28 protein-coding genes are annotated in these 25183 nt (G+C 70.4%); 20 read left to right on the forward strand and 8 right to left on the reverse strand.

The features are described from left to right. The 9 genes from sufC (at position 1) to BLR46_RS10875 (ending at position 7397) form a co-directional block, all read left to right on the forward strand. On the forward strand, positions 1 to 765 hold the full coding sequence (gene sufC / locus BLR46_RS10835) for a Fe-S cluster assembly ATPase SufC (RefSeq protein ID WP_093252015.1): 765 nt from the start codon (positions 1 to 3) through the stop codon (positions 763 to 765). Between the two features lie 20 nt (positions 766 to 785). Beyond that, positions 786 to 2030 carry a cysteine desulfurase gene (locus tag BLR46_RS10840; RefSeq protein WP_093252016.1) on the forward strand — a complete coding sequence of 415 codons (1245 nt, stop codon included), beginning with the start codon at positions 786 to 788 and terminating at the stop codon, positions 2028 to 2030. Position 2031: 1 nt separating this feature from the next. Then, positions 2032 to 2475 (forward strand): Fe-S cluster assembly sulfur transfer protein SufU, encoded by a 444-nt coding sequence (gene sufU / locus BLR46_RS10845; RefSeq protein WP_093252018.1) that lies wholly within the window; start codon positions 2032 to 2034, stop codon positions 2473 to 2475. Beyond that, a complete protein-coding gene (locus tag BLR46_RS10850) occupies positions 2475 to 2849 on the forward strand; it encodes a metal-sulfur cluster assembly factor (RefSeq protein ID WP_093252020.1) in 375 nt (124 codons plus the stop codon). The genes sufU and BLR46_RS10850 overlap by 1 nt, the downstream gene beginning before the upstream one ends. A gap of 64 nt (positions 2850 to 2913) precedes the next feature. Beyond that, positions 2914 to 3795, forward strand: a complete 882-nt coding sequence (rarD, locus tag BLR46_RS10855; protein WP_093252023.1) for an EamA family transporter RarD — start codon at positions 2914 to 2916, stop codon at positions 3793 to 3795. A gap of 153 nt (positions 3796 to 3948) precedes the next feature. Then, the gene (abc-f, locus tag BLR46_RS10860) at positions 3949 to 5547 is read left to right on the forward strand and encodes a ribosomal protection-like ABC-F family protein (RefSeq protein ID WP_093252025.1); all 1599 of its coding nucleotides are present in this window, start codon (positions 3949 to 3951) and stop codon (positions 5545 to 5547) included. 21 nt (positions 5548 to 5568) lie between these two features. Continuing rightward, the gene (locus BLR46_RS10865; RefSeq protein ID WP_093252028.1) at positions 5569 to 6078 is read left to right on the forward strand and encodes a flavin reductase family protein; all 510 of its coding nucleotides are present in this window, start codon (positions 5569 to 5571) and stop codon (positions 6076 to 6078) included. A gap of 34 nt (positions 6079 to 6112) precedes the next feature. Then, positions 6113 to 6592 (forward strand): hypothetical protein, encoded by a 480-nt coding sequence (locus BLR46_RS10870; protein ID WP_143008277.1) that lies wholly within the window; start codon positions 6113 to 6115, stop codon positions 6590 to 6592. Positions 6593 to 6638: 46 nt separating this feature from the next. Beyond that, entirely contained in the window at positions 6639 to 7397 is a 759-nt protein-coding gene (locus BLR46_RS10875; protein WP_093252033.1) for a YwiC-like family protein, read from the forward strand. Between the two features lie 9 nt (positions 7398 to 7406). Here BLR46_RS10875 and BLR46_RS10880 read toward each other — a convergent pair whose 3' ends face one another. From BLR46_RS10880 to BLR46_RS10900, 5 genes are read right to left on the reverse strand one after another with little or no spacing between them, the layout of a single operon-like run. Next, positions 7407 to 9293 (reverse strand): alpha-glucosidase, encoded by a 1887-nt coding sequence (locus BLR46_RS10880; RefSeq protein WP_093252036.1) that lies wholly within the window; start codon positions 9291 to 9293, stop codon positions 7407 to 7409. Positions 9294 to 9331: 38 nt separating this feature from the next. After that, entirely contained in the window at positions 9332 to 10678 is a 1347-nt protein-coding gene (locus BLR46_RS10885) for a glycoside-pentoside-hexuronide (GPH):cation symporter (protein WP_245701668.1), read from the reverse strand. 4 nt (positions 10679 to 10682) lie between these two features. Continuing rightward, positions 10683 to 11486 carry a putative RNA methyltransferase gene (locus BLR46_RS10890; RefSeq protein WP_093252037.1) on the reverse strand — a complete coding sequence of 268 codons (804 nt, stop codon included), beginning with the start codon at positions 11484 to 11486 and terminating at the stop codon, positions 10683 to 10685. Beyond that, a complete protein-coding gene (locus BLR46_RS10895) occupies positions 11483 to 12256 on the reverse strand; it encodes an SURF1 family cytochrome oxidase biogenesis protein (protein ID WP_176761746.1) in 774 nt (257 codons plus the stop codon). The genes BLR46_RS10890 and BLR46_RS10895 overlap by 4 nt, the downstream gene beginning before the upstream one ends. Before the next feature lie 8 nt (positions 12257 to 12264). Continuing rightward, a complete protein-coding gene (locus BLR46_RS10900; RefSeq protein WP_093252043.1) occupies positions 12265 to 12570 on the reverse strand; it encodes a DUF3099 domain-containing protein in 306 nt (101 codons plus the stop codon). An 87-nt stretch (positions 12571 to 12657) separates the two neighbouring features. On the opposite strand from BLR46_RS10900, the gene fabG reads away from it, so the two are divergent. The 6 genes from fabG to BLR46_RS10930 all read left to right on the forward strand — a co-directional run bounded on the left by fabG (position 12658) and on the right by BLR46_RS10930 (position 17750). Beyond that, positions 12658 to 13368 (forward strand): 3-oxoacyl-ACP reductase FabG, encoded by a 711-nt coding sequence (fabG, locus tag BLR46_RS10905; RefSeq protein WP_093252046.1) that lies wholly within the window; start codon positions 12658 to 12660, stop codon positions 13366 to 13368. A gap of 21 nt (positions 13369 to 13389) precedes the next feature. Continuing rightward, positions 13390 to 14163, forward strand: a complete 774-nt coding sequence (fabI, locus tag BLR46_RS10910) for an enoyl-ACP reductase FabI (RefSeq protein WP_093252048.1) — start codon at positions 13390 to 13392, stop codon at positions 14161 to 14163. 21 nt (positions 14164 to 14184) lie between these two features. Continuing rightward, positions 14185 to 14967, forward strand: coding sequence for an ABC transporter ATP-binding protein (locus BLR46_RS10915; protein WP_093252051.1), 783 nt, complete (start codon positions 14185 to 14187; stop codon positions 14965 to 14967). Next, the gene (locus BLR46_RS10920; protein WP_093252053.1) at positions 14968 to 15453 is read left to right on the forward strand and encodes an NfeD family protein; all 486 of its coding nucleotides are present in this window, start codon (positions 14968 to 14970) and stop codon (positions 15451 to 15453) included. It abuts the gene before it with no gap. A gap of 65 nt (positions 15454 to 15518) precedes the next feature. Continuing rightward, on the forward strand, positions 15519 to 16715 hold the full coding sequence (locus BLR46_RS10925) for an SPFH domain-containing protein (RefSeq protein ID WP_093252662.1): 1197 nt from the start codon (positions 15519 to 15521) through the stop codon (positions 16713 to 16715). A gap of 3 nt (positions 16716 to 16718) precedes the next feature. Next, positions 16719 to 17750 carry a hypothetical protein gene (locus tag BLR46_RS10930; RefSeq protein WP_093252056.1) on the forward strand — a complete coding sequence of 344 codons (1032 nt, stop codon included), beginning with the start codon at positions 16719 to 16721 and terminating at the stop codon, positions 17748 to 17750. 5 nt (positions 17751 to 17755) lie between these two features. On the opposite strand, the gene BLR46_RS10935 is transcribed toward BLR46_RS10930, so the two are convergent. Both BLR46_RS10935 and def read right to left on the reverse strand, forming a co-directional pair. Beyond that, entirely contained in the window at positions 17756 to 18712 is a 957-nt protein-coding gene (locus tag BLR46_RS10935; protein ID WP_143008278.1) for a bile acid:sodium symporter family protein, read from the reverse strand. A gap of 50 nt (positions 18713 to 18762) precedes the next feature. Further along, positions 18763 to 19371, reverse strand: a complete 609-nt coding sequence (gene def / locus BLR46_RS10940) for a peptide deformylase (protein WP_093252060.1) — start codon at positions 19369 to 19371, stop codon at positions 18763 to 18765. Between the two features lie 66 nt (positions 19372 to 19437). On the opposite strand from def, the gene BLR46_RS10945 reads away from it, so the two are divergent. Further along, positions 19438 to 20331 (forward strand): tyrosine recombinase XerC, encoded by an 894-nt coding sequence (locus BLR46_RS10945; protein ID WP_093252063.1) that lies wholly within the window; start codon positions 19438 to 19440, stop codon positions 20329 to 20331. A 126-nt stretch (positions 20332 to 20457) separates the two neighbouring features. Further along, the gene (locus BLR46_RS10950) at positions 20458 to 21387 is read left to right on the forward strand and encodes a phage tail tip lysozyme (protein WP_093252083.1); all 930 of its coding nucleotides are present in this window, start codon (positions 20458 to 20460) and stop codon (positions 21385 to 21387) included. 56 nt (positions 21388 to 21443) lie between these two features. On the opposite strand, the gene BLR46_RS10955 is transcribed toward BLR46_RS10950, so the two are convergent. After that, the gene (locus BLR46_RS10955; RefSeq protein ID WP_093252085.1) at positions 21444 to 22337 is read right to left on the reverse strand and encodes a peptidoglycan DD-metalloendopeptidase family protein; all 894 of its coding nucleotides are present in this window, start codon (positions 22335 to 22337) and stop codon (positions 21444 to 21446) included. A 277-nt stretch (positions 22338 to 22614) separates the two neighbouring features. Between BLR46_RS10955 and rpsB the strand changes: the two genes are divergently transcribed. The 3 genes from rpsB (at position 22615) to pyrH (ending at position 25177) form a co-directional block, all read left to right on the forward strand. Then, positions 22615 to 23547: a 30S ribosomal protein S2 gene (rpsB, locus tag BLR46_RS10960; RefSeq protein WP_093252088.1), complete on the forward strand. Its 933-nt coding sequence runs from the start codon at positions 22615 to 22617 to the stop codon at positions 23545 to 23547. Between the two features lie 28 nt (positions 23548 to 23575). Continuing rightward, positions 23576 to 24385 carry a translation elongation factor Ts gene (tsf, locus tag BLR46_RS10965; protein WP_093252090.1) on the forward strand — a complete coding sequence of 270 codons (810 nt, stop codon included), beginning with the start codon at positions 23576 to 23578 and terminating at the stop codon, positions 24383 to 24385. A 78-nt stretch (positions 24386 to 24463) separates the two neighbouring features. Continuing rightward, positions 24464 to 25177, forward strand: coding sequence for a UMP kinase (pyrH, locus tag BLR46_RS10970; RefSeq protein WP_093252093.1), 714 nt, complete (start codon positions 24464 to 24466; stop codon positions 25175 to 25177). Positions 25178 to 25183 lie beyond the last annotated feature (6 nt).

Genomic DNA, 25183 nt, shown 5'->3' on the forward strand with positions numbered 1-25183 from the left:
ATGTCCACCCTTGTCATCACCGACCTCCGCGCCAACGTCCTGACCGAGGACGGCCCGAAGGAGATCCTGAAGGGCGTGAACCTCACCATCAAGCCGGGCGAGATCCACGCGATCATGGGCCCCAACGGCTCCGGCAAGTCCACCCTCGCATACGCCATCGCCGGGCACCCGAAGTACGAGATCACCTCGGGCTCCGTCACCCTCGACGGCGTCGAGCTCTCCGAGCTCAGCGTCGACGAGCGCGCCAAGGCCGGCCTGTACCTGGCCATGCAGTACCCCGTCGAGGTGCCGGGCGTGTCCGTGTCGAACTTCCTCCGCACCGCGAAGACCGCGCTCGACGGCGAGGCCCCGAAGGTCCGCACCTGGGTCAAGGACGTCGAGAAGGCGCTGGCCAACCTGCAGCTCGACAAGTCGTTCGCCGCGCGCTCGGTGAACGAGGGCTTCTCGGGCGGCGAGAAGAAGCGCCACGAGATCGCGCAGCTGCAGCTGCTCAACCCCAAGGCCGCGATCCTCGACGAGACCGACTCCGGCCTCGACATCGACGCGCTCAAGGTGGTCGCGGAGGGCGTGAACCAGTACGCCGCCGCCGGCGACAAGGCCGTGGCCCTGATCACGCACTACACCCGCATCCTGCGCTACATCGAGCCCACCTACGTCCACGTCTTCGTCGGCGGCCAGATCGTCGAGTCGGGCGGCAAGGAGCTGGGCGAGAAGCTCGAGGCCGAGGGCTACGAGCAGTACGTGTCCGCGATCGCGAACGCCTGATCACCACCACCAACTGGAGCATCCGAATGGACGTCACCGCGCTGCGGGAGCAGTTCCCGATCCTCGACCGCCGGGTGGGGGATCACCCCTTGGTCTACCTGGACTCGGCGAACACGTCGCAGAAGCCGCAGGTGGTCGTCGACGCCGTCGCCGACCACTACCGGCTCCACAACGCCAACGTCGCCCGCGCCATGCACATGCTGGGCGCGGAGGCGACCGACGCCTTCGAGGGCGCGCGGGCCAAGGTGGCGGCGTTCATCGGGGCCGGGCGCCCGGAGGAGGTGGTGTTCACCAAGAACGCCTCCGAGGCGCTCAACCTCGCGGCCCACTCCCTCGGCGCCGGGCTCGGGCCCGGTGACGAGGTGGTGATCTCCGTGATGGAGCACCACTCCAACATCGTGCCGTGGCAGCTGCTCTGCGAGCGCGCCGGCGCCCGGCTCCGCTGGTTCGACATCACCGGTGACGGCCGCCTGGACCTCGAGAAGGCGGAGGCGGAGCAGCTCATCAACGAGCGGACCCGGATCGTGAGCCTCACTTGGGTGTCGAACGTGCTCGGGACCCGCAACCCCATCGCGGACATCGCCGCGAAGGCCCACGCCGTGGGCGCGCGGATGGTGGTCGACGGCTCGCAGGCCGTCCCGCACCAGACCACGGACGTCGTCGCCCTCGGCGCCGACATCGTCTGCTTCACCGCCCACAAGATGTGCGGGCCCACCGGCATCGGCGTGCTCTGGGGTCGCTACGACCTGCTGGCCGAGATGCCGCCCTTCCTGGGTGGCGGCGAGATGATCGAGGTCGTCGAGATGGAGCGGTCGACCTTCGCGGCACCGCCGCACCGCTTCGAGGCCGGCACCCCGCCGATCGCGCAGGCCGTGGGGCTCGGCGCGGCCGTCGATTTCCTGACCGGCGTCGGCATGGACCGGATCGAGGCGCACGAGCACGAGCTCACCGCGTACGCACTGGGCAAGCTCACCGCCATCGAGGGCTTCACGCTGCTGGGCCCGGCCGAGGCGATCGAGCGCGGCTCCGCGATCTCGTTCAACCTCGAGGGCGTGCACCCGCATGACGTCATGCAGCTGCTCGACTCCCGCGGGGTCGCGATCCGCGGCGGGCACCACTGCGCCCGCCCGCTGCACCGTCGGCTGGGCCACCAGTCGTCCACGAGGGCCTCGTCCTACCTCTACACGACGCACGGCGAGATCGACGCGCTCGCCGACGCGCTCGTGTTCACCCGCGACTACTTCGCGCCGAAGTTCAGGGGCTGACATGAACGTGGACGAGCTGTACCAGACGATCATCCTCGACCACTACCGGGAGAAGCACCACAGCGGACTCCGGGAGCCGTTCGACGTGGAGGTCCACCACGTCAACCCCTCCTGCGGCGACGAGCTCACCCTGCGCGTCCACCTCGACGGCGACACCGTCGGCGACGTGTCCTACGACGCGGAGGGCTGCTCGATCTCGCAGGCCTCCACGTCCATCATGGCGGACCTGGTCATCGGCCGGCCCGTCACCGAGGCGCTCGCCCTGCACGACGAGTTCCTCGAGGTGATGCAGTCGAAGGGGGAGCTGACCCCCGACGAGGACAGGTTCGAGGACGCGATCGCGTTCGCCGGCGTCGCCAAGTTCCCGGCGCGCGTGAAGTGCGCCCTCCTCGGATGGTCCGCCGTGCGTGACGCCATCCTCCAGGCCCAAGCGAAGGAGCAGTAATGACCGAACCCCGACCCAGCGACCTCGTCAAGGACGAGCTCCCCGACGTCGGCGCGCCCAGCGCGGTGCCGACGGTCGAGGAGATCGAGGAGGCGATGAAGGACGTCGTCGACCCCGAACTGATGGTCAACGTCGTCGACCTCGGCCTCCTCTACGGCGTCGACGTCGACGCCGAGGGCAACGTGACCCTCGACATGACGCTCACGTCGCCCACCTGTCCGCTCACCGACAAGATCGAGTACGACACCCGATACGTCCTCGACGGGCTGGCCAACTCCGTGACCCTCAACTGGGTCTGGCTGCCGCCGTGGACGCTCGACATGATCACCGACGACGGCCGCGAGCAGCTGCGATCGATCGGCTACAACCTCTGAGGTTGTCCGGAGAGCCCCGCCCAGGCGGGGCTCTTCCGCGTCCACTGGGATATGCTCACGGCTCGTGACGAGAGATCTGCGGGTGGGCTGGGCGACGGGGTTCACCGCCTACCTCGTGTGGGGCATCTTCCCGATCTACTTCGTGCTCTTCGCCCGCTCGGGGGCGCTGGAGATCGTCGCGCACCGAGTGCTGTGGAGCCTCGTCTTCTGCCTCCTGCTGTTGGCGGTCACGCGCACCTTCCATGAGTTCGGCGCCATCTGGCGCGACCTCAGGATCGCCGGACTGATGGCACTCGCCGGCGTCCTGATCACCGCGAACTGGTCCACCTACGTCGCGGGCGTGCTGGCCGGACGCACCATCGAGGCGGCGCTCGGCTACTTCATCAACCCGCTGGCGGTCGTGGGGTTCGGAGTCCTGGTCTTCCGCGAGAAGCTGCGGCCCCTGCAGAAGGTGGCGCTCATCTTCGGGGCGGCGGCCGTCGTCGTGATGGTGGTCGCCTACGGTGAGGTCCCGTGGATCGCGCTGATCCTCACCCTGACGTTCGGCTCCTACTCGTTGGTGAAGAAGCTGGTCGGAGGCAAGGTCAGGCCCATTCCCGGCCTGGCGTTCGAGACCGCGACCACGGCTCCGCTGGCGCTCGCGTTCCTGGTGTGGGTCGCCTGGGCCGGGCAGACCACCGTCACACCGGACGGCTACGGACTGCTGGTGGCCAGCACCGGCATCGTGACCGCTGTTCCGCTGCTGCTCTTCGCCGTTGCTGCCAGACACCTCCCCATGGTGGCGCTGGGCATGATCCAGTACCTCAGCCCCATCTGGCAGTTCCTGATCGGCTGGTTGGTGTTCCGGGAGCCCATGCCCCCGTCGCGCTGGGCCGGCTTCGTGCTCGTCTGGGTCGCCATCGTGATCTTCGCCGTCGACGTGCTGCGGCAGGGCCGTCGCCGCTGAGGCACGCACATCCCCGGCATGCGGGGTGACGGCACGGCATCCCTCGCCGAGCAGGGGCAACCTGTGCGGCATCAGAAACGCACAGGGTGCCTTTGTCTGGCGGGTCCAAGCGATGGCCGGTGCCCTTCGCCGGTGGGCGTAGACTTGTCCCTCGTGTTGCAGGCCAGGGATATTGAGGTGCGGGCAGGGGCCCGCTTGTTGTTGTCGCCGATCTCGTTCCAGGTGATTCCCGGTGACCGCATCGGCCTCGTCGGCCGCAACGGCGCCGGCAAGACCACGCTGACGCGGATCCTGGCGGGGGAGGGGATCCCGGCGAGCGGGCAGGTGGTCCGCTCCGGCACGCTCGGTTACCTCCCGCAGGACCCCCGCTCCGGCGACCCCGAACAGCTCGCCCGCGACAGGGTGCTCGGCGCCCGCGGACTCGACCACGTGATGCGTCGCATGCGTGAGGCCGAGGAGCGGATGGCCGATGGCAGCGAGTCGGAACGCGAGGAGGCGATGGCCGCCTACACACGGGCGGAGAACCAGCTGCAGGCCGCCGGCGGGTACGCCGCCGAGGCGGAGGCCGCGCGGATCGCCGCCAACCTCGGGCTCCCCGAACGCGTCCTGGGGCAGCCACTGAAGACGCTGTCCGGCGGCCAGCGGCGACGCATCGAGCTCGCCCGCATCCTCTTCTCCGACGCCGACACGCTGCTCCTCGACGAGCCCACCAACCACCTCGACGCCGACTCCATCACCTGGCTGCGCGGCTACCTGCAGGGCTTCCCAGGCGGGCTCATCATCATCAGCCACGACGTGGAGCTCCTCGACGCCGTGGTCAACAAGGTGTTCCACCTCGACGCGAACCGCGCGGAGATCGACATCTACTCCATGAACTGGAAGCGCTACCTCCAGCAGCGCGAGACCGACGAGAAGCGCCGCAAGCGCGAGCTCGCCAACGCGGAGCGCAAGGCGAGCCAGCTGATGGCGCAGGCGGACAAGATGCGGGCCAAGGCGACGAAGGCCGTCGCCGCGCAGAACATGGCCAAGCGCGCGGAGAAGCTGCTCAGCTCCGTCGAGGGCGAGCGCACCCAGGACAAGGTGGCCAAGATCCGCTTCCCGGACCCGGCGCCGTCGGGCAAGACCCCGCTGCGCGGCGACGGTCTCAGCAAGTCCTACGGCTCGCTCGAGGTCTTCACCGCCGTCGACCTCGCGATCGACCGCGGCTCCAAGGTGGTCATCCTGGGCCTGAACGGCGCGGGCAAGACCACGATGCTGCGCATCCTGGCCGGCATCGAGGAACCCTCCAGCGGCGAGGTGCTCTACGGCCACGGCGCCAAGCTCGGCTACTACGCGCAGGAGCACGAGACCCTCGACGTGCAGCGCTCGGTGCTGGACAACATGAAGTCGGCCTCCCCGAACCTGAACGACACCGACGTGCGCAAGGTGCTGGGCTCGTTCCTCTTCACCGGTGACGACGTCGAGAAGCCCGCCAAGGTGCTCTCCGGCGGCGAGAAGACCCGCCTCGCGCTCGCGATGCTCGTCGTCTCGGCGGCGAACGTGCTGCTGTTGGACGAGCCGACGAACAACCTCGACCCCGCCTCGCGGGCCGAGGTGCTCAACGCCATCCGCACCTACGCCGGCTCCGTGATCCTCGTCACCCACGACCCCGGCGCCGTCGAGGCGCTGGAGCCCGACCGGGTGCTCGTGCTGCCCGACGGCGTCGAGGACCTGTGGAGCGAGGAGTACGCGGAGCTCATCCAGCTCGCCTGATCCGTGGGGGAGACTGGGGACATGACGATCCACAGTTCGCATCCCTTCCTGCCGCCCCCGGAGGAGCGTGAGCCGGCCCGTCGGCTCCGGGGCCGCCTGCCCGCACCGGTCAGCATCTGGACCAGCGCGGCCGACGGCCGACGCGACGGGTGGACGATCTCGTCGTTGCTGGTGGCGAACGGCGAACCCGCGGAGCTCGTCGCGCTGGTCAACGAGGACGCCGACTGGTGGGAGCTGTTCCGCGAGACCGGGTACGCCACGGTGAACGTACTGGGGCCGGGCCAGGGCTGGATCGCCGACGTGTTCGCCCGCGTCGCCCCGTCGCCGGGCGGGGTGTTCCGCACGGGGGACTGGACCGACGCGCCCCACGGGCCCCGGCTCGCGGGCTGCTCCGCCTGGGTGGGCGCACGGCTGGTGGACCCGTACCCGCCGTCGGCGGGCTGGGGGCTGCTCGTGCGGGCCACGGTGGAGTCCGTGGAACTCGCCGAGGGCGTCCCCGCGCTGGAGCACCTCGGCGGGCACTACCGATGAGCCCGGTGCTCGTCGCGCCGGTACAGTGGCGCGCGTGAAGTTCCGCCCGGTCGCCCTGGTCGCGACGCTCGTCGTCGCCTCCGCTGCGGCCGGTGCGCCGCCCGCCGCCGCGACGGCCGGGGTGGCCGCGAACTGCTTCGGGGACCTGGTCGCGTCGCACGCGCTGGTGGATCGCGACGGGCTGGGTGCCACCACGGAGCTGGGCCGGCTCCGGGTCGACGTCTTCTACTCGGCGGCCGCCGGAGGCACGACGTGCGCCATGACCGTCGGCGGGAACGGCACCGCGTCCGGTCCCGTGCCGATGGTGGCGATGCTGCTCACCGACGGCGGGGAGGCGGCGCTGGACCGCGGCGAGTACCGCTACCACGCCGCGGTGACCGCCACCGGGACCGCGGGGCGGTGCGTCCGGGTGTACGGGGAGACACGGTTGCTTCCCTTTGGGCCCGAGGTGCCCGCTTCCGACTGGTACTTCCTGGCCGGCGACGCCCGGGAGTACTGCAACCCCTCCGCCTGAGCGGGGTCGCCCGCCCGCGCCGGAGCGCGGCCGATAGCCTGACCGGATGAGGTCGAAGGGCTGGATCCCCAAGCAGCACGGGGCGTGGGCGATGCTGGTGGTGCCGTTCCTGCTCGGCCTCGTCGGTGCCGCACGGGCCTCGGCCCTCGGATGGGGTCATCTCACGCTGTTCGTGTTCTGGATGCTCGGGTACTTCACCTTCAACGCCGCCTCCGGCTGGCTGAAGGCGGCCCCCCGGCAACGCCCGAAGTACGTGCGCCCGCTGCTGGTCTACGCCTGCGCGTCGGCCCTCGCCGGTCTCGCGACCCTCCTGCTCGTCGGGCTGCGCCCCCTGCCGTGGGCGTTCGCCTTCCTGCCGCTGATGGTGCCCGCGCTGTGGCTGGCCAGCCGCCGGCGAGAGCGCGCCACCATCGGCGGGCTGCTCACCATCGCGGCCGCCTCCCTCATGGTGCCCGTGGCGCGCTACCTCCATCCCTCGGCCGTCGACGACCGGCCCGAGGTCACCGCAGCCGCGGTGCTGGTGTTCGCCTACTTCTTCGGCACGGTCCTGTTCGTCAAGACCAACCTGCGCGAACGGGGCTCGCGGACGTACCTGGTCGCGTCCATCGGCTACCACGTGGGCGCGGCGCTGCTCGCCGCGGCCCTCGCCGCCGCCGGGGTGGCCGGCTGGTGGTGGGTGGCGGTGCTGGGCGCGGCACTCCTCAGGGCGGTCGTCGTACCCCCACTCAGGTGGAAGCCGTTGCCGTTGGGGATGATCGAGATCGCGCTCAGCGCGGCGATCGTGCTCGGCGCGTTGCTCTCCTGAACCGACGGTTCAGTCGCGGATGCGGCTCACCGTCGCCTCCCAGGGCGTCATCGTCGCGCCCCGCTCACCGATCACCGGGGTCACCTGTGCCCGCACCGGCGGCCTCGGGCGCGGCTTCGCGCCCAGGTTCAGTTCCACCAGCCAGCTCGACGCGGCGTCGCGCCGCACGTAGACGAAGACGTCGTCCTCGTGGTGCATGACCTCGAGCCGCCCCACCGACAGCGCGGTGTGCTCGTGCCGCAGCGCGATGAGGTCGCGGTACCAGGAGTAGACGGAGTCGGGGTTCTCCCGTTGCGCCTCGACGGAGAAGCCCGGCGTGCGCTCGTGGCCCGGCAGCCACGCGTTCGAGTCGTCCTGGTCCTCGGTCCACCGGATCGGGGTCCGCGAGTGGTCGCGGGAACCCACCATCATGTGGTTCCACACCTCCTCCTCGGTCTTGCCCATCTCGCGCAGCGACGCGTAGCGGTTGATCGACTCGATGTCGCGCAGCTCGTCGAGCGAGTCGAACGGCTCGTTCACGGCGCCCAGTTCCTGGCCCTGGTAGACGAACGGCGTGCCGCGCATCGTGAGCTGCATCGTGCCGATCAGCTTCGCGACCGCCACGCGCGTGCGCGGCTGGTGGATCGCGTCGGGGTAGACCTTGCTCACCATGCGGGTGTTGTCGTGGTTCTCGACGAACAGGCTCACCCAGTCGCCCTCGCCGATCTTGGCGTTGTAGTTGGACCAGAACTTCGCCAGGTAGTTGAGGTCGTAGACGTAGTCGTGCCAGCGGGTCATGCCGGGCGGCTCGAGCCCGTCGAAGTTGAAGATGAGGTCGAGTTCCTTCCTCGACCAGCCGCTCAGCAGGCGGCCCGCCTGGACACCGATGCCGGGCGTCTCGCCGATCATGACGGCCACCGACCCGTCCTCCCGGGTGAACCCCTCGCGGCGCAGTTCGGCGAGGAACTCGTCGAGCCGTGGGCCGTAGAGGTAGTGCTCGATGCCGGTGAACTCCAGCAACTCGCCCACGTACGGATGCCCGTCAGGGAGGTAGTCCGGCTTGGAGATGTAGTTGATCACGTCCATCCGGAACCCGTCGATGCCCCGCGCCAACCACCACTGCACGATCTCCGCCACCTCACGGCGGACGTTGGTGTTGTTCCAGTTGAGGTCCATCTGCGACTCGTCGAAGAGGTGCAGCGCCCACAGGTTCGCCTCGGGGATCCAGCGCCACGTCGACCCGGAGAAGAACGACTGCCAGTTCGTCGGCGGCTTGTCCTCGGTGCCGGCCACAAGGTAGTAGTAGCCCCCGTAGATGCCGTCGGGGTCGGCGATGGCCTTCTGGAACCACTCGTGCTCGGCGCTCGTGTGGTTGACCACCAGGTCCATGATGATCTTCATGCCGCGCTCATGGCAGCCTGCGATCAACTCGTCGACGTCGTCGAGGGTGCCCATCTCGGGCAGCACCGCCTTGTAGTCGCGGATGTCGTAGCCCATGTCCTTGTTGGGCGAGTCGAAGATGGGGGAGAGCCAGATGCAGTCCACGCCCAGGTCGCTCAGGTAGTCGAGCTTGCCGATGATGCCCCGCACGTCGCCGAGGCCGTCGCCGTCGGAGTCCGCGAAGCTGCGCGGGTAGACCTGGTAGAAGACGGCGCTGCGCCACCACGGGTGCTCGTCGGGTCCCTCGAGGGAGGGCTCGCCCGTGACCTGGTTGACCATGCCGATCATCACGTCCATGAACCCGCCGCCGGTGATGGGGCGGAGCAGGAGGTCGATGGTGCGCAGCTTGAGGCGGCCCAGCACGTGCGGCAGCCAGCGGGGCAGCGCGGTGTGCAGGATGAGTTTGTCGACGACGTCCCGGCCGATGGGGTGGTCCATGATCTCGCTCAGGCGGCTTTGCCGGGAGTACTTGCGCATGCGCCAAGCGTATTGGCTCGGCGGTCGGCGCGGGGCAGTCAGTGGAGCGGAGTTTCGCGTCGCCTCAGTTCGCCGACGATGTCGGCGTAGGTGACCTCGTCGAGCCGGTACCGCGCGCGGAGGATGAGGTAGCTCACGACGACGAGCACCAGCGGCAGCCCCATCATCGCCACCTTGATCACGAGGCGACCATCGGCGTCGAGGTCGGCGGACGATGCGGCGTCCGAGATCCCGCTCACGACGACGGTGGCGCCGACGACGCCCGTGGCCAGGGCATTGGAGAACTTGTAGATGAACGGCTGGAGCGCGAACGTGACGGCCTCGTTGCGCCTGCCCAGCTTCCACTGGCCGTACTCGGCACTGTCGGCGATGAACATCACCATCAGGAGCTGGATCGCGCCCTGGCCGGCGAACAGCAGCACGCCGGCCACCGCGACGATGCCGAGGTCGCCGTCGGCGAAGTAGAAGACGACGTAGCCGAGCACCATCATCGCGGTGGCGCCCAGGTGGATGCGGAACCGGCGCACGTACCGGCTGACGAGCGGGAACAGCGCGAGCGAGGCGATCTGCGTGACCCCGAGGACGAGCGCGAACGTCGAGTAGGCGTCCTCGTCACCGAAGACGTACTTGAAGTAGTAGAGGCCGAGCGACGTCGTGAGGGTGTACCCGGTCATGAACAGTGTCATGCCGAGCGTGGTCCACATCAGTTGGTCGTTCGCGACGATGGCGCGCCAGAGCCCCTTCAGCCCCGTGTTGCCGGAGTCCACCAGGACCTGTTCCCGCGCGAACACCAGCGGGAGCGCCTGGAACATGAGCATGCCGCCGGCGGCGAGGACCGCGAACCAGAACCACCCCTGCTGGAGTGAGCCGGTCCGCTCACCGAGCCACTTGGTGAGCGGAACGATGCCGACGACGACGGAGAACAGCCCGACGTTCGCGCAGATCCGCGCCGCCACGCCGATCCGCTCGCGCTGCCGTTGGTCCCTCGTCAGGGACGGCAGCATCCCCCAGTAGGAGATGTCGTTGATCGTGTAGGCCACCTCGAACACCAGGTACGTCAGGGTGAAGACGGCCACGAATCCCCAGCCGGTGACGCCGAAGTCGGTGAACATCAGCACGCCGGCCACCGCCCAGAGCAGGGCGCCCAACCCCATCCACGGCCTGAACTTGCCCCAGCGGGAGCGGGTGTTGTCGACGATCATCCCCATGAAGGGGTCGTTGACCGCGTCGAAGATGCGCATGGCCACCATCACGACCGTGACGGCGATGAGCTCCGCGCCGCTGATGCCCAGCACGTCGGTGAGGTAGAACATCAGGAACAGGGAGACCATGGCGGCGAGCATGTCCCGGCCCAGGGTGCCCAGGCCGTAGGCGAAAGCTGTCACGGGCTCAGCGTAACGGCGAACGCCCCGGGCCGGTGATGGTGAGGACCGACACGTCCACGGTGACGGAGGAGGCCGCGAGCCGGGGGCTGGCGTGGAAGGCGTTGGGACCCATGGCGACGAGGTCCGTCGCCGCCTCGGCGTCCAGGTCGAGGCGGAACCGGACGTGGCGGCGCCGTGCCTCGCCACCCAGGGCGGACGCGACACGGTCGGCCTTGTCGTCCGGGACGTCGAGCAGGCCGTGCGCCTGCCGCAGCTCGGCCAGGTGGCCGGGCTCCGGCACCACGACGACGATGCGGCCGCAGTCGTCGAGGACTCGCCGGAACTCGCCCGGGTTGCGGGGCGCGAAGACGCACAGGACCGCGTCGACCGCACCGTCGGCCACCGGCAGCCCGGACCAGGTGTCGGCCACGATCGCCGCCACCCGCGGGTGGGTGCGGGCGGCGCGGCGGGCGGCGGCGACGGACACGTCGGCCGCCAGCCCGAGGGCGTCGGCCCCGAGGGCGTGGGCGAGGTAGTGGCCGGTGCCGGCACCCGCCTCGAGCACCCGCCGGGCGCCCCGCAGCTCGTCGGCGACCGCGTCGGCGATCGGCGAGTAGTGCCCGGCCCGCAAGAACCGGTCGCGGGCGGCGACCATCTCGGCCGTGTCGGCGTTGCGGGGCGCGGCCCGGCCGAGCAGGTTGACGTAGCCCTGCCTGGCGACGTCGAACGCGTGTCCCTGCGAGCAGCGCAGGCTGGAGCCGTCGAGGTGCAGCGCCGCCGCGCAGTGCGGGCAACGGAGCCAGTCGACGACGGCGGCGAGGGCGCTCACGTGTCGGCGGGCTCGGCGATCGCCTCTTCCGCTTCCCGGCGCTGCGCGAGCCGGGCGCGGCGACGCTCCGCCTTCCGGCGGTCGCGGATGTCGGCGCGGATGAGGACGACCACGCCGATCACGGCGATGAGCGTGAAGGAGAACCACTGCCACGCGTAGCTCAGGTGCGGTCCCTCGTCGAGCGATGGCAGCGCCACCGGCACCAGCAAGGGGTCGTCCTCCGGCACCGACGACTGCGCGGTGATGTAGCCGTCGACGAGTTCCTCGCCGAGCGACGCGCCGATCGCCTCGGAGTTGATGAGCCGGATGTTGAACTCGTGGGGCGTGATGGCGTTGTCGCGGCCGCGCTCGTTGCGGTGCACGTAGCCCTGGACGGTGACCTCGCCCGTCGGGGGCGCGGGCGGCGCCGGGTCGGGCTGGCCCTGCGGGCGGGGGATGAAGCCGCGGTCGATCAGGACCAGCCGGCCGTCGTCGGCCTCGAGCACCGAGACCACCTCGGTCCCGGCGCCGTCCTGGTTGCGGTAGCGGGCCTGGTACGTCTCGCCGGTGTAGGTGCCGGTCACGGTGACCGGGTACCACTGGTCCTCGTCGTCGATGGTCTCGTCCATCACCTGCGCGTAGGGCTGCGGCTGCTGCTGCGAGTGCTCCAGCACCCGTGCGTTGGTGGCGCGGCGCTCGTCCAGACGCCGGAGCTGCCACTCGCCGAGCTGCACGAACACGACCGCCAGGACGGCGACGACGAGCAGCAGCGCTCCCCATCGGAGCAACATCCTCCTCGTCATTCGGGGTCCACGCTCCCCGGGATGATCTCACCGGGCGGCAGCGCAGGCAGGGCGTCGTCGCCCTCCGGCTCGGGCTCGGGCAGGGGACGGTGGTTGCTGGAGTTGGCCAGCACGACGGCGATGATGGGCAGGAACGCCGCGCCGGCCAGCGCGACGAGCTTCCAGTATCCGGGCACGAACAGGAACGCGAAGAAGCACAGCGTGCGGATCCCCATCGTGATCGCGTAGCGCTTCTGCCGTTCCTCGAGGTCCAGGGTGCGACCGCGGGGAGCGCGCGTGATCACGTGCCCATCGGATGCCATGCGAGCCAGCGTACTCCAGCGGCGAAGGGAGAACCCTGTGCGTTTTCGACAGAACCGGGCCCGCGCGGCTGCGGTAAGTTGCGGGCTATGTCTGACTCCCGAGCAGTGCTCATCACCGGCGGATCCAAGGGGATCGGCCGGGCCATGGCCGAAGCGTTCCGCGACGCCGGATACCGCGTGGCCGCCACCTACCGGTCCGGCGGCGTGCCGGACGGGGTCCTCGGGGTCGTGTGCGACATCACCGACCAGGCGCAGGTCGACGCCGCGTTCGAGACGGTCGAGAAGGAGCTGGGCCCGGTCGAGGTCCTCGTCGCCAACGCCGGCGTCACGAAGGACACCCTCCTGATGCGCATGTCGGACGACGACTGGCAGCAGGTCATCGACACCAACCTCACGGGCACCTTCCGGGTCGTGCGCCGAGCCTCCCGGCCCATGATGCGCGCCCGTTTCGGGCGCATCATCCTGCTCTCCTCCGTCGTCGGCCTCATGGGCAACCCCGGCCAGATCAACTACTCGTCCTCGAAGGCCGCCCTGGTGGGCATGGCGCGCAGCCTCACCCGCGAACTCGGCGTCCGCGGCATCACCTGCAACGTCATCGCCCCCGGCTTCATCGACACCGACATGACCGCCGTGCTGGGCGAGGACGTGATCACCGAGTACACCAGGCGCATCCCCGCGGGCAGGCTCGGCCACGTCGACGACGTCACCGGCGCCGCGCTGTTCCTCGCCGGCGAGCACGCCGGCTACATCTCCGGCGCCGTCATCCCCGTCGACGGCGGCCTCGGCATGGGTCACTGAAAGAAAGGCAACCACTCCAACATGGGCATCCTCGAAGGCAAGAACATCCTGGTCACCGGCGTGACGATCGACACCTCGATCGCGTACGTCGTCGCCGACATCGCACAGCAGGAGGGTGCCAACGTCGTGATCTCGGGCGCCGGCCGCGCGCTGCGGCTGGCGACCCGGGTGGCGAAGCGCCTCGACCCGCAACCCCCGGTGATCGAACTCGACGTCACCGTCCCCGAGCACCTCGATTCCCTGCCCGCGACCCTCGAGCCCCACTTCGATGACCGGATCGACGGCGTCGTGCACTCGATCGCGTTCGCCAACCCCGAGACCGCGCTCGGCGGCGCCTTCCTGAGCACCCAGTGGGAGGACGTGTCCAAGGCCATGGAGATCTCGGCGTTCTCGCTGAAGTCGCTGGCCATGGCGGCCAAGCCCATGATGCGCGACGGCGGCTCCATCGTCGGCCTCACCTTCGACGCGACGGTCTCCTGGCCGGCCTACGACTGGATGGGGGTGGCGAAGTCCGCGCTGGAGTCGACCTCGCGCTACCTCGCGCGCTACCTGGGCCCCGAAGGGATCCGCTCCAACATCGTGGCCGCCGGCCCGATCGACACCCTCGCCAAGCAGGCGATCCCCGGCGCCAGCTCCTTCAACGACATCTGGTCCGAGCGCGCGCCCCTGGGATGGGACCCGAAGGACGCACGTCCGGCGGCCCGCGCCGTCGTCGCGTTGCTGTCCGACTGGTTCCCCGCCACCACCGGCGAAATGGTCCACGTCGACGGCGGCCTCCACTCCACGGGCGCCTGAGCGCTCGGCTAGGCTGACCGCATGACAGCAGCGGTCGCAGAATTGGCAGGAGTCACCGTCACTCGTGGTCAGGCGGTGCTGCTGGACGATATCGACCTGCGGATCGACGAGGACCAGCGCTGGGTGGTGATCGGCCCCAACGGGGCCGGCAAGACCACCATGCTGCAGCTGCTCGCGGCCCAGCTGTACCCGAGCGACGGCATCGTCGGACTCCTCGGTGAGGTCGTGGGCGCCGTCGACGTGTTCGAGCTCCGCCCGCGCATCGGCCTGACCTCCTCCGCGCTCGCGGAGCGGATACCGGCCGGGGAGAAGGTGCGCGACCTCGTCGTCTCCGCGGCCTACGCGATCGTCGGCCGCTGGCGCGAGGAGTACGACGAGTTCGACTTCGAGCGCGCCGACGAACTCCTCGCCCAGTTCCGCATCGACCACCTCGCGGACCGGACCTTCGGCACCCTCAGCGAGGGCGAGCGCAAGCGCGTCCAGATCGCCCGCGCGCTGATGACGGACCCGGAACTGCTGCTGCTCGACGAGCCCGCCGGTGGCCTGGACCTCGCAGGCAGGGAAGCGCTCGTCGGGGCGCTGGCCGACCTGTTCACCGACCCCGCGGCCCCGGCCACGGTGCTCGTCACGCACCACGTCGAGGAGATTCCCGACGGCGTGACCCACTGCCTCCTGCTGAACGGAGGACGGGTGGTCGCCGCCGGCCCGCTGCGCGACACGCTCACCAGCCAGAACCTGAGCGCGGCGTTCGACGCTCCGCTGCAGGTCACCTACGACGGCCGTTGGAGTGCCCGGGGGGCCTAGATGGACGCGTTCTTGGAGTGGCTGAGGGACAACGGCTGGGCCGGGTGGGGCCTCCTCGCCATCGCTCTGGCCGGCGCCGAACTCTTCACGCTCGACCTCACCCTGCTGATGCTCGCCTCCGGTGCCCTCGCAGCAGGGGTGACGTGGTTCGTCGCCCCGGGGCTCGTGTGGCTGCAGGTCGTCGTCGGGCTCGTCGTGGCGGTCCTGACCCTGGCCTTCCTGCGGCCGACGCTGCTGGACAGGGTCCGGCGGTCGCCCGGCTACCGCTCGGCGCTGGACCAGCTCGTCGGTTCGGGCGGGCGGGCGACCACGGAGATCACCGACGCGGGCGGCGAGGTGCGCGTCGCGGGGCAGCTCTGGGACGCCCGCCCCTTCGACGCCGACGTCCGCATCGAGGCGGGGGAGACCGTCGAGGTGCTCGCCATCGAGGGCATCACGCTGCTCGTCCATCCCGTCTCACCACACCAACTCCCGCGAAGACACTGAAGTTAGGAACGGCCGTGGAATACGTACTCGTCGCCCTCGTCATCCTCGTTGTGCTCCTGCTCGCAATGAGCCTCAAGATCATCCGCCAGCAGCAGGTGGCGATCGTCGAGCGCCTCGGCAAGCTGCGCACCGTGCTGGAGCCGGGGCCGCACCTCATCCTCCCGCTGTTCGACCAGGTCCGCTACGTCCTGGACATGCGCGAGGAGGTCGTGCCATTCCCGCCGCAGGGAGTGATCACCGAGGACAACCTGATGGTGTCCATAGACTCCGTGATCTACTTCCAGATCGTGGACCCGCGCCGCGCCGCCTACGAGGCGCAGGACTACCGGGCGGCGATAGAGCAGCTCACGATGACGACGCTGCGCAACATCATCGGCGGCATGGACCTCGAGACCACCCTGACCTCGCGCGAGGAGATCAACCAGCGGCTGCGCGCGGTCCTCGATGACGCGACGGGCAAATGGGGGATCAAGGTGAACCGGGTCGAGCTGCGCTCGATCGAACCCCCAGCCACCATCCGTGACGCGATGGAGAAGGGCGCGCGCGCCGAGCGCGACAAGCGCGCGCAGATCCTGCTCGCCGAGGGCCAGCGCCAGTCCCAGATCCTGCAGGCAGGCGGCGACCGGGAGTCGTCGATCCTGCGCGCGCAGGGCGAGCGCGAGGCCGAGGTGCTTCGGGCGCAGGCCGAGCGGCAGTCGCAGATGTTGCGCGCGGAGGGCGAGGCGCAGGCCATCACCACCGTCTTTCAGGCGATCCACGCCGGGCAACCGGACCAGGCACTGCTGGCGTACCAGTACATGCAGATGCTGCCGGAGCTCGCCCGCGGCGACGCCAACAAGGTGTGGGTCATCCCGAGCGAGCTGAACGACGCGCTCAAGGGGCTGGGCCGCGCCGGCGGCGAGGGTGTGGAGGAGGTCCGCCGCTACGTGTCCGAGGCCGCGCAGCAGTTCCGGGCGCCCGAGAAGATCGACGTGCACGCGGAGATCGAGCGCCAGGCCCAGCGAGACCGCGAGCTCTCGGACAAGACCGTCCAGAAGGCCATCAAGGAGGCGCAGCAGCTCGACAACCCCGGGGTCGCCCCGCGACGCACCGCTCCCGGCGTCGGGGGCGCCAGCCCGACGCCGCAGCTCGGCCAGGTCCCCGAGCAGTTCCAGGGCGACGCCGAGCTCTCGGTCCAGCCGCAGCCCGAGCACCAGCGCGACGCGGAGCACCAGCCCGGGTTGGACGACAACGGGCCGGGCTTCGATCGCCCGCAGCAGTAGCCGGTGCTCGCCGGGATCCTCGACTCCCTCGCGACGAGGGACGACGCGCCGGTGTTCCTCGGCGCCGACCGCATCGGGGGCGACGAGTTCGCCGAACTCGTCTGGGGCTACGCCGGTGGGCTGCGTGCCCGGGGTGAGCGCTCCGTGGCGCTCGTCGGTGCGCCGGGACCGGCCATCGTCGCCATGGTCCTTGCCGCCGTCGGGACCGGGACCAGGGTCGACCTGATCGATCCCCGCGCCGGCGACGAGTTCGTCCGCGCCCGTCTCGAGGCCTCGGCGGCCAGGACCACCGTCGCCGCGTCCGGACTCGCGTGGCCGCTCAGGGGCCCGAAGTGGCTCCGCGACCGCATGGGACTCCCGAAGCACGACGTGTGGCCCGAGATCGTCTCCATCGACCACGTCGGCGGCGCCCAGAAACGACGGTTCGCGCCCGACGACGAGGCGGCTGCGCTCACCCTGTTCCCCGCTGGCCGCCGCGAGGAGCCACTCGGGGTGGTCCACACCGTCGGGTCCCTGTCCGCGGGCGTCGGGGGACTGGCTGCCCTGCTGGACGGCGAAGGGCCGGTCCTCACCGACGCGCTCGTCGTGATGCTCGCGGCCATCGCCCGCGGACGCCCGGTGGTCCGTGCCTCCTCACGCGCTCGGTGGCTCGCTCGTCAGGTGCGGCGCCAGGGTCGAGCGGTCGTGGCGGTACGCGACTGGCGCAGGCTCCGCGATGCGCGGCCCGGCGGCACCGTCATCGTCGGCGGGGAGGAGCCTGCGCCGTACGACGAGGCCGCGTCCCTGCGGTCGGCAGGGGCGGCACGCGTCGTCAACGTCTACGCGCTGCCCGACCTGTTCCCCATCGCCATCTCGTCGGACGGGGGACCGCTCGAGCTGGTCGACGGCGTGGAGGCCCGCACGGACCACGAAGGGGCGCTGTTCCTCCGCGGTGCCGCGATGGCGCCCCGCTTCGTCGAGGGCCCCTATCGCGACGAGGTGGCCACCGGCCGTCACGGCGCGGTCGAGGGCCGCCGCCTGTCGCTCGGTGGGTGACCCTCTCAGTCCTCCCTCGTCGCCGACGCCGAGAGTCGCGCGGCGATCAGGCTGGAGGTGATGATCTGCGCCTGGTGGTAGATCATCAGCGGCACGACGAGCATGCCCACCGTCGCGGCGGGGAACAGCACGGCCGCGATCGGCACGCCCGTGACGAGTGACTTCTTGGTCCCGCAGAACATGATCGCGATGCGGTCCGGGCGGTCGAACTCCAGCCAGCGGGAGAGGTTCCAGGTGAACCACAGCATGAACGCCAGCAGCGGCAGGGTGAACCCGAGGGTGACGAGCAACTCGTTCCAGCCGAGCTGGCGCCACTTCCCCGTGGCGAACATGTCCGAGAATGCCCCGTAGACGATCAACACGATGACGAACTGGTCGAGCAGCTTGAGCCGCGCCCGGTTGCGGGCCATGAACCGCGCGGTGGCGAACCGGGAGATCTGGCCGAGGAAGAACGGCAGCAGGAGCTGGACGAACACGTCGAGCGCGATCTGCCAGGAGAAGCCTCCGCCGTTCGTCGGCAGCAGCAGCATCACGAGCAGCGGGGTGAGCACCACACCCAACACGTTGGAGGCGGTGGCCGAGATCATGGCGGCCGGGACGTTGCCCCCCGCGAGCGAGGTCATGTTGATCGACGACTGCACGGTGGAGGGCGCGAGGCACAGGAACACGAGGCCGGCGCGGACGGCGTCCGAGACGAACCCGTCAGGGAGCAGGAGCATGGGCGCGCCCAGCAGGGGGAACACGACGAACGTGCAGGCGAGGATCGTGACGTGCAGCCGCCAGTGCCGGACGCCCGCGAGCGTCTCCTCCGTGCTCAGCCGGGCTCCGTAGCCGAAGAACAGCACGAACACGGCGACCTTCGTGAAGAGGTCGTAGACCTCCGCGGCCTGCCCGCGCACGGGCAGGACGATGGACAGCGCCAGCGCGCCGAGAATCACCAAGGTCATCCGGTCGATCTTCACGGGCGTGACGCTAGCAGCCCCCGCAGACCCGCCCGGTCCCGGGCTCGCGGCTACTCGGCCGAGGAGGAGTCCCCGGGCGGAGTGGCCGCCTTGTTCTTGGGGGACACCGGCCAGTCGTCCGGGTAGCGCCACGCGAGTTCGGCGACCTCCCTGTCCAGCTGCCGCCGGACGCGGCTCGAGAGGCGGTCGCCGTACACCGTGCCGTTCAGGTGGTCGGTCTCGTGCTGGAGGCACCGCGCGAGCAGTCCGGTGCCGACGACCTCGATGTCGTTGCCGTGCTCGTCCTGGCCCGTGCAGCGGGCGACGTTCGGACGCGAGACGGTGGCGTAACCGCCCGGGTGCGACAGGCACCCCTCCTCCGACGAGTCCAACACCCGGTCCTGCCCCTCCGGCAGGTGGAGTACGGGGTTGCACACGACGCCGCGCCGAACGACCATGTCCTCATCGGGGCACTCATAGACGAACACCGCCAGATCGACCCCGACCTGGGTGGCGGCGAGGCCGACACCCTCCGCCGCCTCCATCGTCGCGAACATGTCGCGCACCAGTTCGTGCAACTGCCCGTCGAACTGCTCCACCGGCCTGGTCTTGCGATGCATCACGGGGGCGCCCCAACGGGTGATGGGGAGCACCTTGCCGCCGGTGTTGAGCTCAGTCATGTGTCCGATCCTAGGAAAGAGTTTCGCTCCGGACATTATGCCGTGCGCGGACGTAGTCTCGGACCGATGAGCGCTTGGGAAGGCCTGCTGGCCGAGTACGAGGAGCACCTGAGAGCCGACCGGGGCCTGTCGGAGCACACGGTCCGCGCCTATCTCGGGGACCTGCGCGACCTCGCCGCGCACGCCCCGGACCCGCGGCGGGTGACCCTGGCCGCGCTGCGCTCGTGGCTCGCGGGGATGGCCTCCGGCGGGGTGGCGTCCGCGACCGTCCAGCGGCGGGTGGCCTGCATCCGGGGCTTCTTCGGCTGGGCGCGGCGGGAGGGATTCGTCGACGCCGACCCCGCCGCCCGGCTGCAGGCGCCCAAACGTGGGCGACGGCTGCCCAAGGTCATCACCCGGTCGGCGGTGGACGAGGTGATGGAGGCCGCGGCGGCGCGGCTGGCGGACGCGGACGATCCGGTCGCTGCTCGGGACCTCGCCATCGTGGAGCTCCTCTACTCCAGTGGGCTCCGCGTCTCGGAACTGGTGGGGATCGGAACGGCCGACGTGGACCTCGACGGGCGCGTCGTCCGGGTCATGGGCAAGGGCGGCAAGGAACGCGTGGTGCCGATCGGGGTGCCCGCGGCCCGGGCCGTCGACGCGTGGCTGGCACGCCGCCCGGAGATCGCGACGGAGAAGAGCCCCGACCGGCTGTTCCTCGGCGCGCGAGGGGGGCCACTCGACCCGCGGGTGGCGCGCCGCGTCGTGCACGGGGCGACGGCGGCGGCCGGTCCGGGTGCCGAGATCGGGCCGCACGGCCTTCGGCACGCGATGGCCACCCACCTGCTCGACGGCGGCGCCGACCTGCGGAGCGTCCAGGAGATGCTGGGGCACGCCTCGGTGGGCACCACGCAGGTGTACACACACGTCAGCTCGGAACGCCTCCGCGAGGCGTTCCGCCAGGCGCACCCGAGGGCCTGACCGCGTCGTCCCTGCGGAACCTGCTCCGGTGTGTCCGGTAACGGCCGCCGGCAGACCCGGCCGACGGGTGCCGGTGCGGCGGCCCCCTAGGTTCTGGCGCAGATCCCCGAGCACAAAGGACGTGCCATGCCCACTGCCCTCCGCCGCGCCGTCGCGGCCCTCGTCGTCGCCCTCCTCGGAATAGGAGCCCTCGCCACCGCTGCGCCCGCGCAGGCCGCGGCCAACAACAGCGAGATCGCGTACAGCTTCTTCCGGAACAAGGGACTCACCCGCGCCCAGGCCTCCGGGCTCATCGGCAACTTCATCGTCGAATCGGGCGGCGACCCGATCAACCCCGCCGCGGTGCAGTACGGCGGCGGGCCCGGCCGCGGCATCGCGCAATGGGAGGGTGCGCGGCGCGACGCGCTGTTCGCCTATGCGGACTCGCGCGGCCTGCACTGGAGCAATCTGCAGCTGCAGTTGGACTTCGTCGGGAAGGAGCTCAGGGGCACCGAGTCGTACGCCTACACGAAGCTCAAGGAGACGAGCACGGCCGACGCGGCGGCGATCGCCGTGCGCATCTATTACGAACGGCCGTCCGTCCACGCCGACCCCCAGCGGATGGCCTGGTCGAACTACGTCGCCACCCGCTACGGCGGCATGAACGCCGTGAACACCAGCTCCTTCCCGACGATCCGCGAGGGGGCCCGCAACGGTGCCTTCGTGACACTCCAGTACGCCCTGAAGGCACGGGGCTACAGCATCGTCGTCGACGGCCAGTTCGGCTCCGGCACCAAGTCGACGGTCCTGGCCTTCCAGCGCTCCCGCGGCCTCGTCGCCGACGGTGTGGTGGGCCCGATCACGTGGGAGGCGCTCCTGCCGACCCTCCCTCAGGGCGCGACGGGCAGCGCGGTGACAGCCCTCCAGCTCGAGCTGGTGAGCACCGGCCACAAGATGGTCGTGGACGGCTCGTTCGGGACCGGCACCCACGCCACGGTCGTCGCGTTCCAGGGCGACCACGGCCTCTACCGCGACGGGGCCGTGGGGCCGGTGACCTGGCCGGCGCTGATCAGCTGAGCGCCCGGAAGCGACGGCCGCCGGCGCAGCTCCGCCGGCGGCCGTCGTGCGCCGCCTCAACCCAGGACCGCCATCGGGTCCACCACGCCGTCGTCGCGCCACGCCATCCAGTGCAGGTGGCAACCCGTCGAGTAGCCCGTGCTGCCCACCTCGCCGACCCGCGCCCCGGCGGAGAGGCGCTGCCCGACCCGCACCTCGAACCGCGGCAGATGCGCGTAGGCGGTGACGAGCGAGTCGTCGTGCCGGACGTGGACCCGGTACCCGTAACCGCGGGAGACATCGGCGCGGATGACCTCGCCCGCCCACGGCACGCGCACGGGCGTCCCGCAGGGGGCGGCGAAGTCCGTGCCGTCGTGGAGCTTGAGGACGCCGGTGACTGGGTGCACCCGCATCCCGAACGGGGACGAGAGCCTTCCCTCGACGGGAGGACGGCCTCCGGGGCCCGGGATCTCCGCCGCCGGCAGCGGCGCGCGGGCCGACGGCTGGCTCCCGCGGGGCAGCAGCCGGACCCGTCGCTGCGCGAGGTACGCCATCGGATCGTGGTAGTCGGTCCCGTCCGTGAGGCCCCAGTGGAGGCACGGCTGCCCGTCGCAGTGGCCGCCGACCACGAAACCGAGCACGTCGCCGGCGGACACGGCCTGACCGGGGGAGACCGTCGCCCGCACCGGCGTGTAGGTGGTGCGGACGCCGCCGTGGTCCACCGACACCGACGGCCGGCCGGCGACCACTCCGGCGAAGTGCACCCGGCCCGCGGCCGCCGCCCGCACGGGCCCGCCGGTGGCCGCCCGCAGGTCCACGCCACGATGACCCGCCGAGTATCGGCTCGTGCCCCCGTCGAACCCCCTCACGGGCGGTCCGTCCACCGGGGCGTCCAGGACGAGGCCCGGGCCGGCAAAGGCGGTGCCGGGGAGCAGCAGGCACACGGCCGCCAGCGCGAGGAGTAGTCTCATGCCCAGTGATGGCGACGTCCCGTCCCCGACGTGCGTCACCGGCGCGGCCCTGTGGACAACGCCCGGTTGGTGTCCGGGGGCGCCGTCGCGTTAGAATCAGGCACGCACCCGCAAACGCGGGTGACTTCGCATGCGCTTTCGGGCCCCGCCCGGTTGTCCCTGTGGTCCCGCTCCGGCGGGTTGTGGCATCCAGCGCATCAGGAAACCAACCACCGTGGGCTCCGCGCCCACCCGATTTCAGGTCGAGCGCCGCGCGCCGACCGCGAAAGGAACGGCCATGGCCGTCGTCACCACCCGCCAGCTGCTCGAGAACGGCGTGCACTTCGGGCACCAGACCCGTCGCTGGAACCCGAAGATGAAGCGCTTCATCTTCACCGAGCGCAACGGCATCTACATCATCGACCTCCAGCTCTCGCTGACCTACATCGACAAGGCCTACAACTTCGTCAAGGGTGTCGTCGGGCGCGGGGGCCAGGTCCTCTTCGTCGGCACCAAGAAGCAGGCCCAGGAGGCCATCGCCGAGCAGGCCACCCGCGTGGGCATGCCCTACATCAACCAGCGTTGGCTCGGCGGCATGCTGACCAACTTCCCGACCGTCGCCAAGCGCGTCGCCCGCCTCAAGGAGCTTGAGGGGATGGACTTCTCCGACGTCGCGGCGTCCGGCCTGACGAAGAAGGAACTGCTCCAGCTCGAGCGCGAGAAGACCAAGCTCTCCAAGACCCTGGGCGGCATCCGCGACATGGCCCGCACCCCGCAGGCCGTCTGGATCGTCGACACCAAGAAGGAGCACCTCGCGGTCGACGAGGCGCGCAAGCTGAACATCCCGATCGTCGGCATCCTCGACACCAACTGCGACCCGGACGAGGTCGACTACGCCGTTCCCGGCAACGACGACGCGATCCGTTCCGTGGGTCTGCTGACCCGCATCATCGCCGACGCCGTCGCCGACGGTCTCATCGAGCGTTCGCAGGGCCGTTCCGGGGACGAGACCGTCGTCGCCGAGCCCATGCCCGACTGGGAGCGCGAGCTCCTGGGCGCCGACGCCGCGGCCCCCGCCGAGCAGGAGGAGGCCGCCGAGGCCCCGCAGGCCGAGGAGGCCGCTGCTGAGGCCCCGCAGGCCGAGGAGGCCGCTGCCGAGGAGACCCCGGCAGAGGAAGCCGCTCCTTCGCAGGACGAGGCTGCCGACGCCCCCGCCGACGAGACCAAGTAACCCACTACCGAGAACGGATTGACGTTTTATGGCTATCACTGCCGCTGACGTGAAGAAGCTCCGCGACGCCACCGGCGCGGGCATGATGGACGCGAAGAGGGCTCTGACCGAGGCCGAGGGCGACTACGACAAGGCTGTTGAGCTGCTGCGCATCTCCGGACTGGCGAAGGCCGCCAAGCGCGCCGACCGCGAGGCCACCAACGGCATCGTCGCGGGCCGCGACGGCATCCTGATCCAGTTCGCCGCCGAGACCGACTTCGTCGCCAAGAACGCGGAGTTCGTCGGCCTGGCCGACCAGATCGTCGACGCGGTCGCCACCTCGGGCGCCACCGACGTGGAGTCCGCCAAGGCCGCGAAGATCGGGGACCAGACCGTCGAGGAGGCCGTCTCGGCGCTCGGCGTGAAGATCGGCGAGAACATCCAGCTCGCGGCGGTCGCCAACTTCGACGGCACCACCCACCTGTACCTCCACCGCCGCGCGTCGGACCTGCCCCCGCAGGTCGGCGTGCTCGTGGAGTACGAGGGCGGCGACGAGACGCTGGCGCACCAGGTCGCCATGCAGATCGCCGCGATGTCGCCGCAGTTCGTGACCCGCGACGACGTCCCCGAGGACGTCATCGCCAACGAGCGACGCATCGCCGAGGCGACCGCCCGCGAGGAGGGCAAGCCCGAGGGTGCCATCCCGAAGATCATCGAGGGTCGCCTCGGTGGCTTCTTCAAGGACGTCGCGCTCGTCGACCAGATGGCCGTCTGGGAGGACAAGAAGTCGGTCGGCTCCGCGCTCCAGGCCGGTGGCATGACCGTCAAGCGCTTCGTCCGCTTCGCCGTCCAGGGCTGAGCCAAAACCAAAACACAGTAGAGTGGCGTGCGCCGCGCAGGTTCGCCTGGCGGCGCACAGCCATATCGGGAGGAATCCATGACCCAGGCGTTCCAACGCGTATTGATCAAGCTCTCCGGCGAGGTGTTCGGGGGCGGCAAGCTGGGCGTTGATCCGCTCGTCGTGGCGCAGATCGCCAAGGAGATCGCCGACGTCGTCCGCTCCGGCACCCAGGTGGCCGTGGTCGTCGGCGGCGGCAACTACTTCCGCGGCGCCGAGCTCTCCCAGAGCGGCATGGCCCGCGACCGCGCCGACTACATGGGCATGCTGGGCACCGTCATGAACTGCCTCGCCCTGCAGGACTTCTGCGAGAAGGAGGGCATCAACACCCGCGTCCAGACGGCGATCACCATGGGCCAGGTCGCCGAGCCCTACATCCCCCGTCGGGCCGAGCGGCACCTGGAGAAGGGTCGCCTCGTGATCTTCGGCGCCGGCTCCGGGATGCCGTACTTCTCGACCGACACGGTCGCGGCCCAGCGTGCGCTGGAGATCGGCGCCGAGGTCCTCCTGATGGGCAAGCAGGGCGTCGACGGAGTGTACGACTCCGACCCCCGGACGAACCCCGACGCCAAGAAGTTCGAGCGCCTCACGTACGACCAGTTCCTCGCCGAGGACCTCAAGGTCGCCGACGCCACCGCCATCGCGCTGGCCCGTGACAACGACCTCGACCTCATCTTCTTCAATCTCTCCCAGAACGGAAACATCGCCCGCGTCATCGCTGGTGAAGAGATCGGGACTCTCGTCTCCCGCTAACGAAAA

Source organism: Tessaracoccus oleiagri (assembly GCF_900103275.1).
Classification (GTDB): Bacteria; Actinomycetota; Actinomycetes; order Propionibacteriales; family Propionibacteriaceae; genus Arachnia; species Arachnia oleiagri.

Coding starts and splice junctions, on each gene's coding strand:
- BLR46_RS10955 (WP_093252085.1), bottom strand. CDS start 22,337: ATGAGACTACTCCTCGCGCTGGCGGCCGTGTGCCTGCTGCTCCCCGGC.
- BLR46_RS10950 (WP_093252083.1), top strand. CDS start 20,458: ATGCCCACTGCCCTCCGCCGCGCCGTCGCGGCCCTCGTCGTCGCCCTC.
- BLR46_RS10880 (WP_093252036.1), bottom strand. CDS start 9,293: ATGCGCAAGTACTCCCGGCAAAGCCGCCTGAGCGAGATCATGGACCAC.
- BLR46_RS10920 (WP_093252053.1), top strand. CDS start 14,968: ATGGACGCGTTCTTGGAGTGGCTGAGGGACAACGGCTGGGCCGGGTGG.
- BLR46_RS10915 (WP_093252051.1), top strand. CDS start 14,185: ATGACAGCAGCGGTCGCAGAATTGGCAGGAGTCACCGTCACTCGTGGT.
- pyrH (WP_093252093.1), top strand. CDS start 24,464: ATGACCCAGGCGTTCCAACGCGTATTGATCAAGCTCTCCGGCGAGGTG.
- sufC (WP_093252015.1), top strand. CDS start 1: ATGTCCACCCTTGTCATCACCGACCTCCGCGCCAACGTCCTGACCGAG.
- BLR46_RS10945 (WP_093252063.1), top strand. CDS start 19,438: ATGAGCGCTTGGGAAGGCCTGCTGGCCGAGTACGAGGAGCACCTGAGA.
- BLR46_RS10875 (WP_093252033.1), top strand. CDS start 6,639: ATGAGGTCGAAGGGCTGGATCCCCAAGCAGCACGGGGCGTGGGCGATG.
- def (WP_093252060.1), bottom strand. CDS start 19,371: ATGACTGAGCTCAACACCGGCGGCAAGGTGCTCCCCATCACCCGTTGG.
- sufU (WP_093252018.1), top strand. CDS start 2,032: ATGAACGTGGACGAGCTGTACCAGACGATCATCCTCGACCACTACCGG.
- rpsB (WP_093252088.1), top strand. CDS start 22,615: ATGGCCGTCGTCACCACCCGCCAGCTGCTCGAGAACGGCGTGCACTTC.
- BLR46_RS10925 (WP_093252662.1), top strand. CDS start 15,519: ATGAGCCTCAAGATCATCCGCCAGCAGCAGGTGGCGATCGTCGAGCGC.
- tsf (WP_093252090.1), top strand. CDS start 23,576: ATGGCTATCACTGCCGCTGACGTGAAGAAGCTCCGCGACGCCACCGGC.
- BLR46_RS10850 (WP_093252020.1), top strand. CDS start 2,475: ATGACCGAACCCCGACCCAGCGACCTCGTCAAGGACGAGCTCCCCGAC.
- fabG (WP_093252046.1), top strand. CDS start 12,658: ATGTCTGACTCCCGAGCAGTGCTCATCACCGGCGGATCCAAGGGGATC.
- BLR46_RS10895 (WP_176761746.1), bottom strand. CDS start 12,256: ATGTTGCTCCGATGGGGAGCGCTGCTGCTCGTCGTCGCCGTCCTGGCG.
- BLR46_RS10900 (WP_093252043.1), bottom strand. CDS start 12,570: ATGGCATCCGATGGGCACGTGATCACGCGCGCTCCCCGCGGTCGCACC.
- BLR46_RS10865 (WP_093252028.1), top strand. CDS start 5,569: ATGACGATCCACAGTTCGCATCCCTTCCTGCCGCCCCCGGAGGAGCGT.
- fabI (WP_093252048.1), top strand. CDS start 13,390: ATGGGCATCCTCGAAGGCAAGAACATCCTGGTCACCGGCGTGACGATC.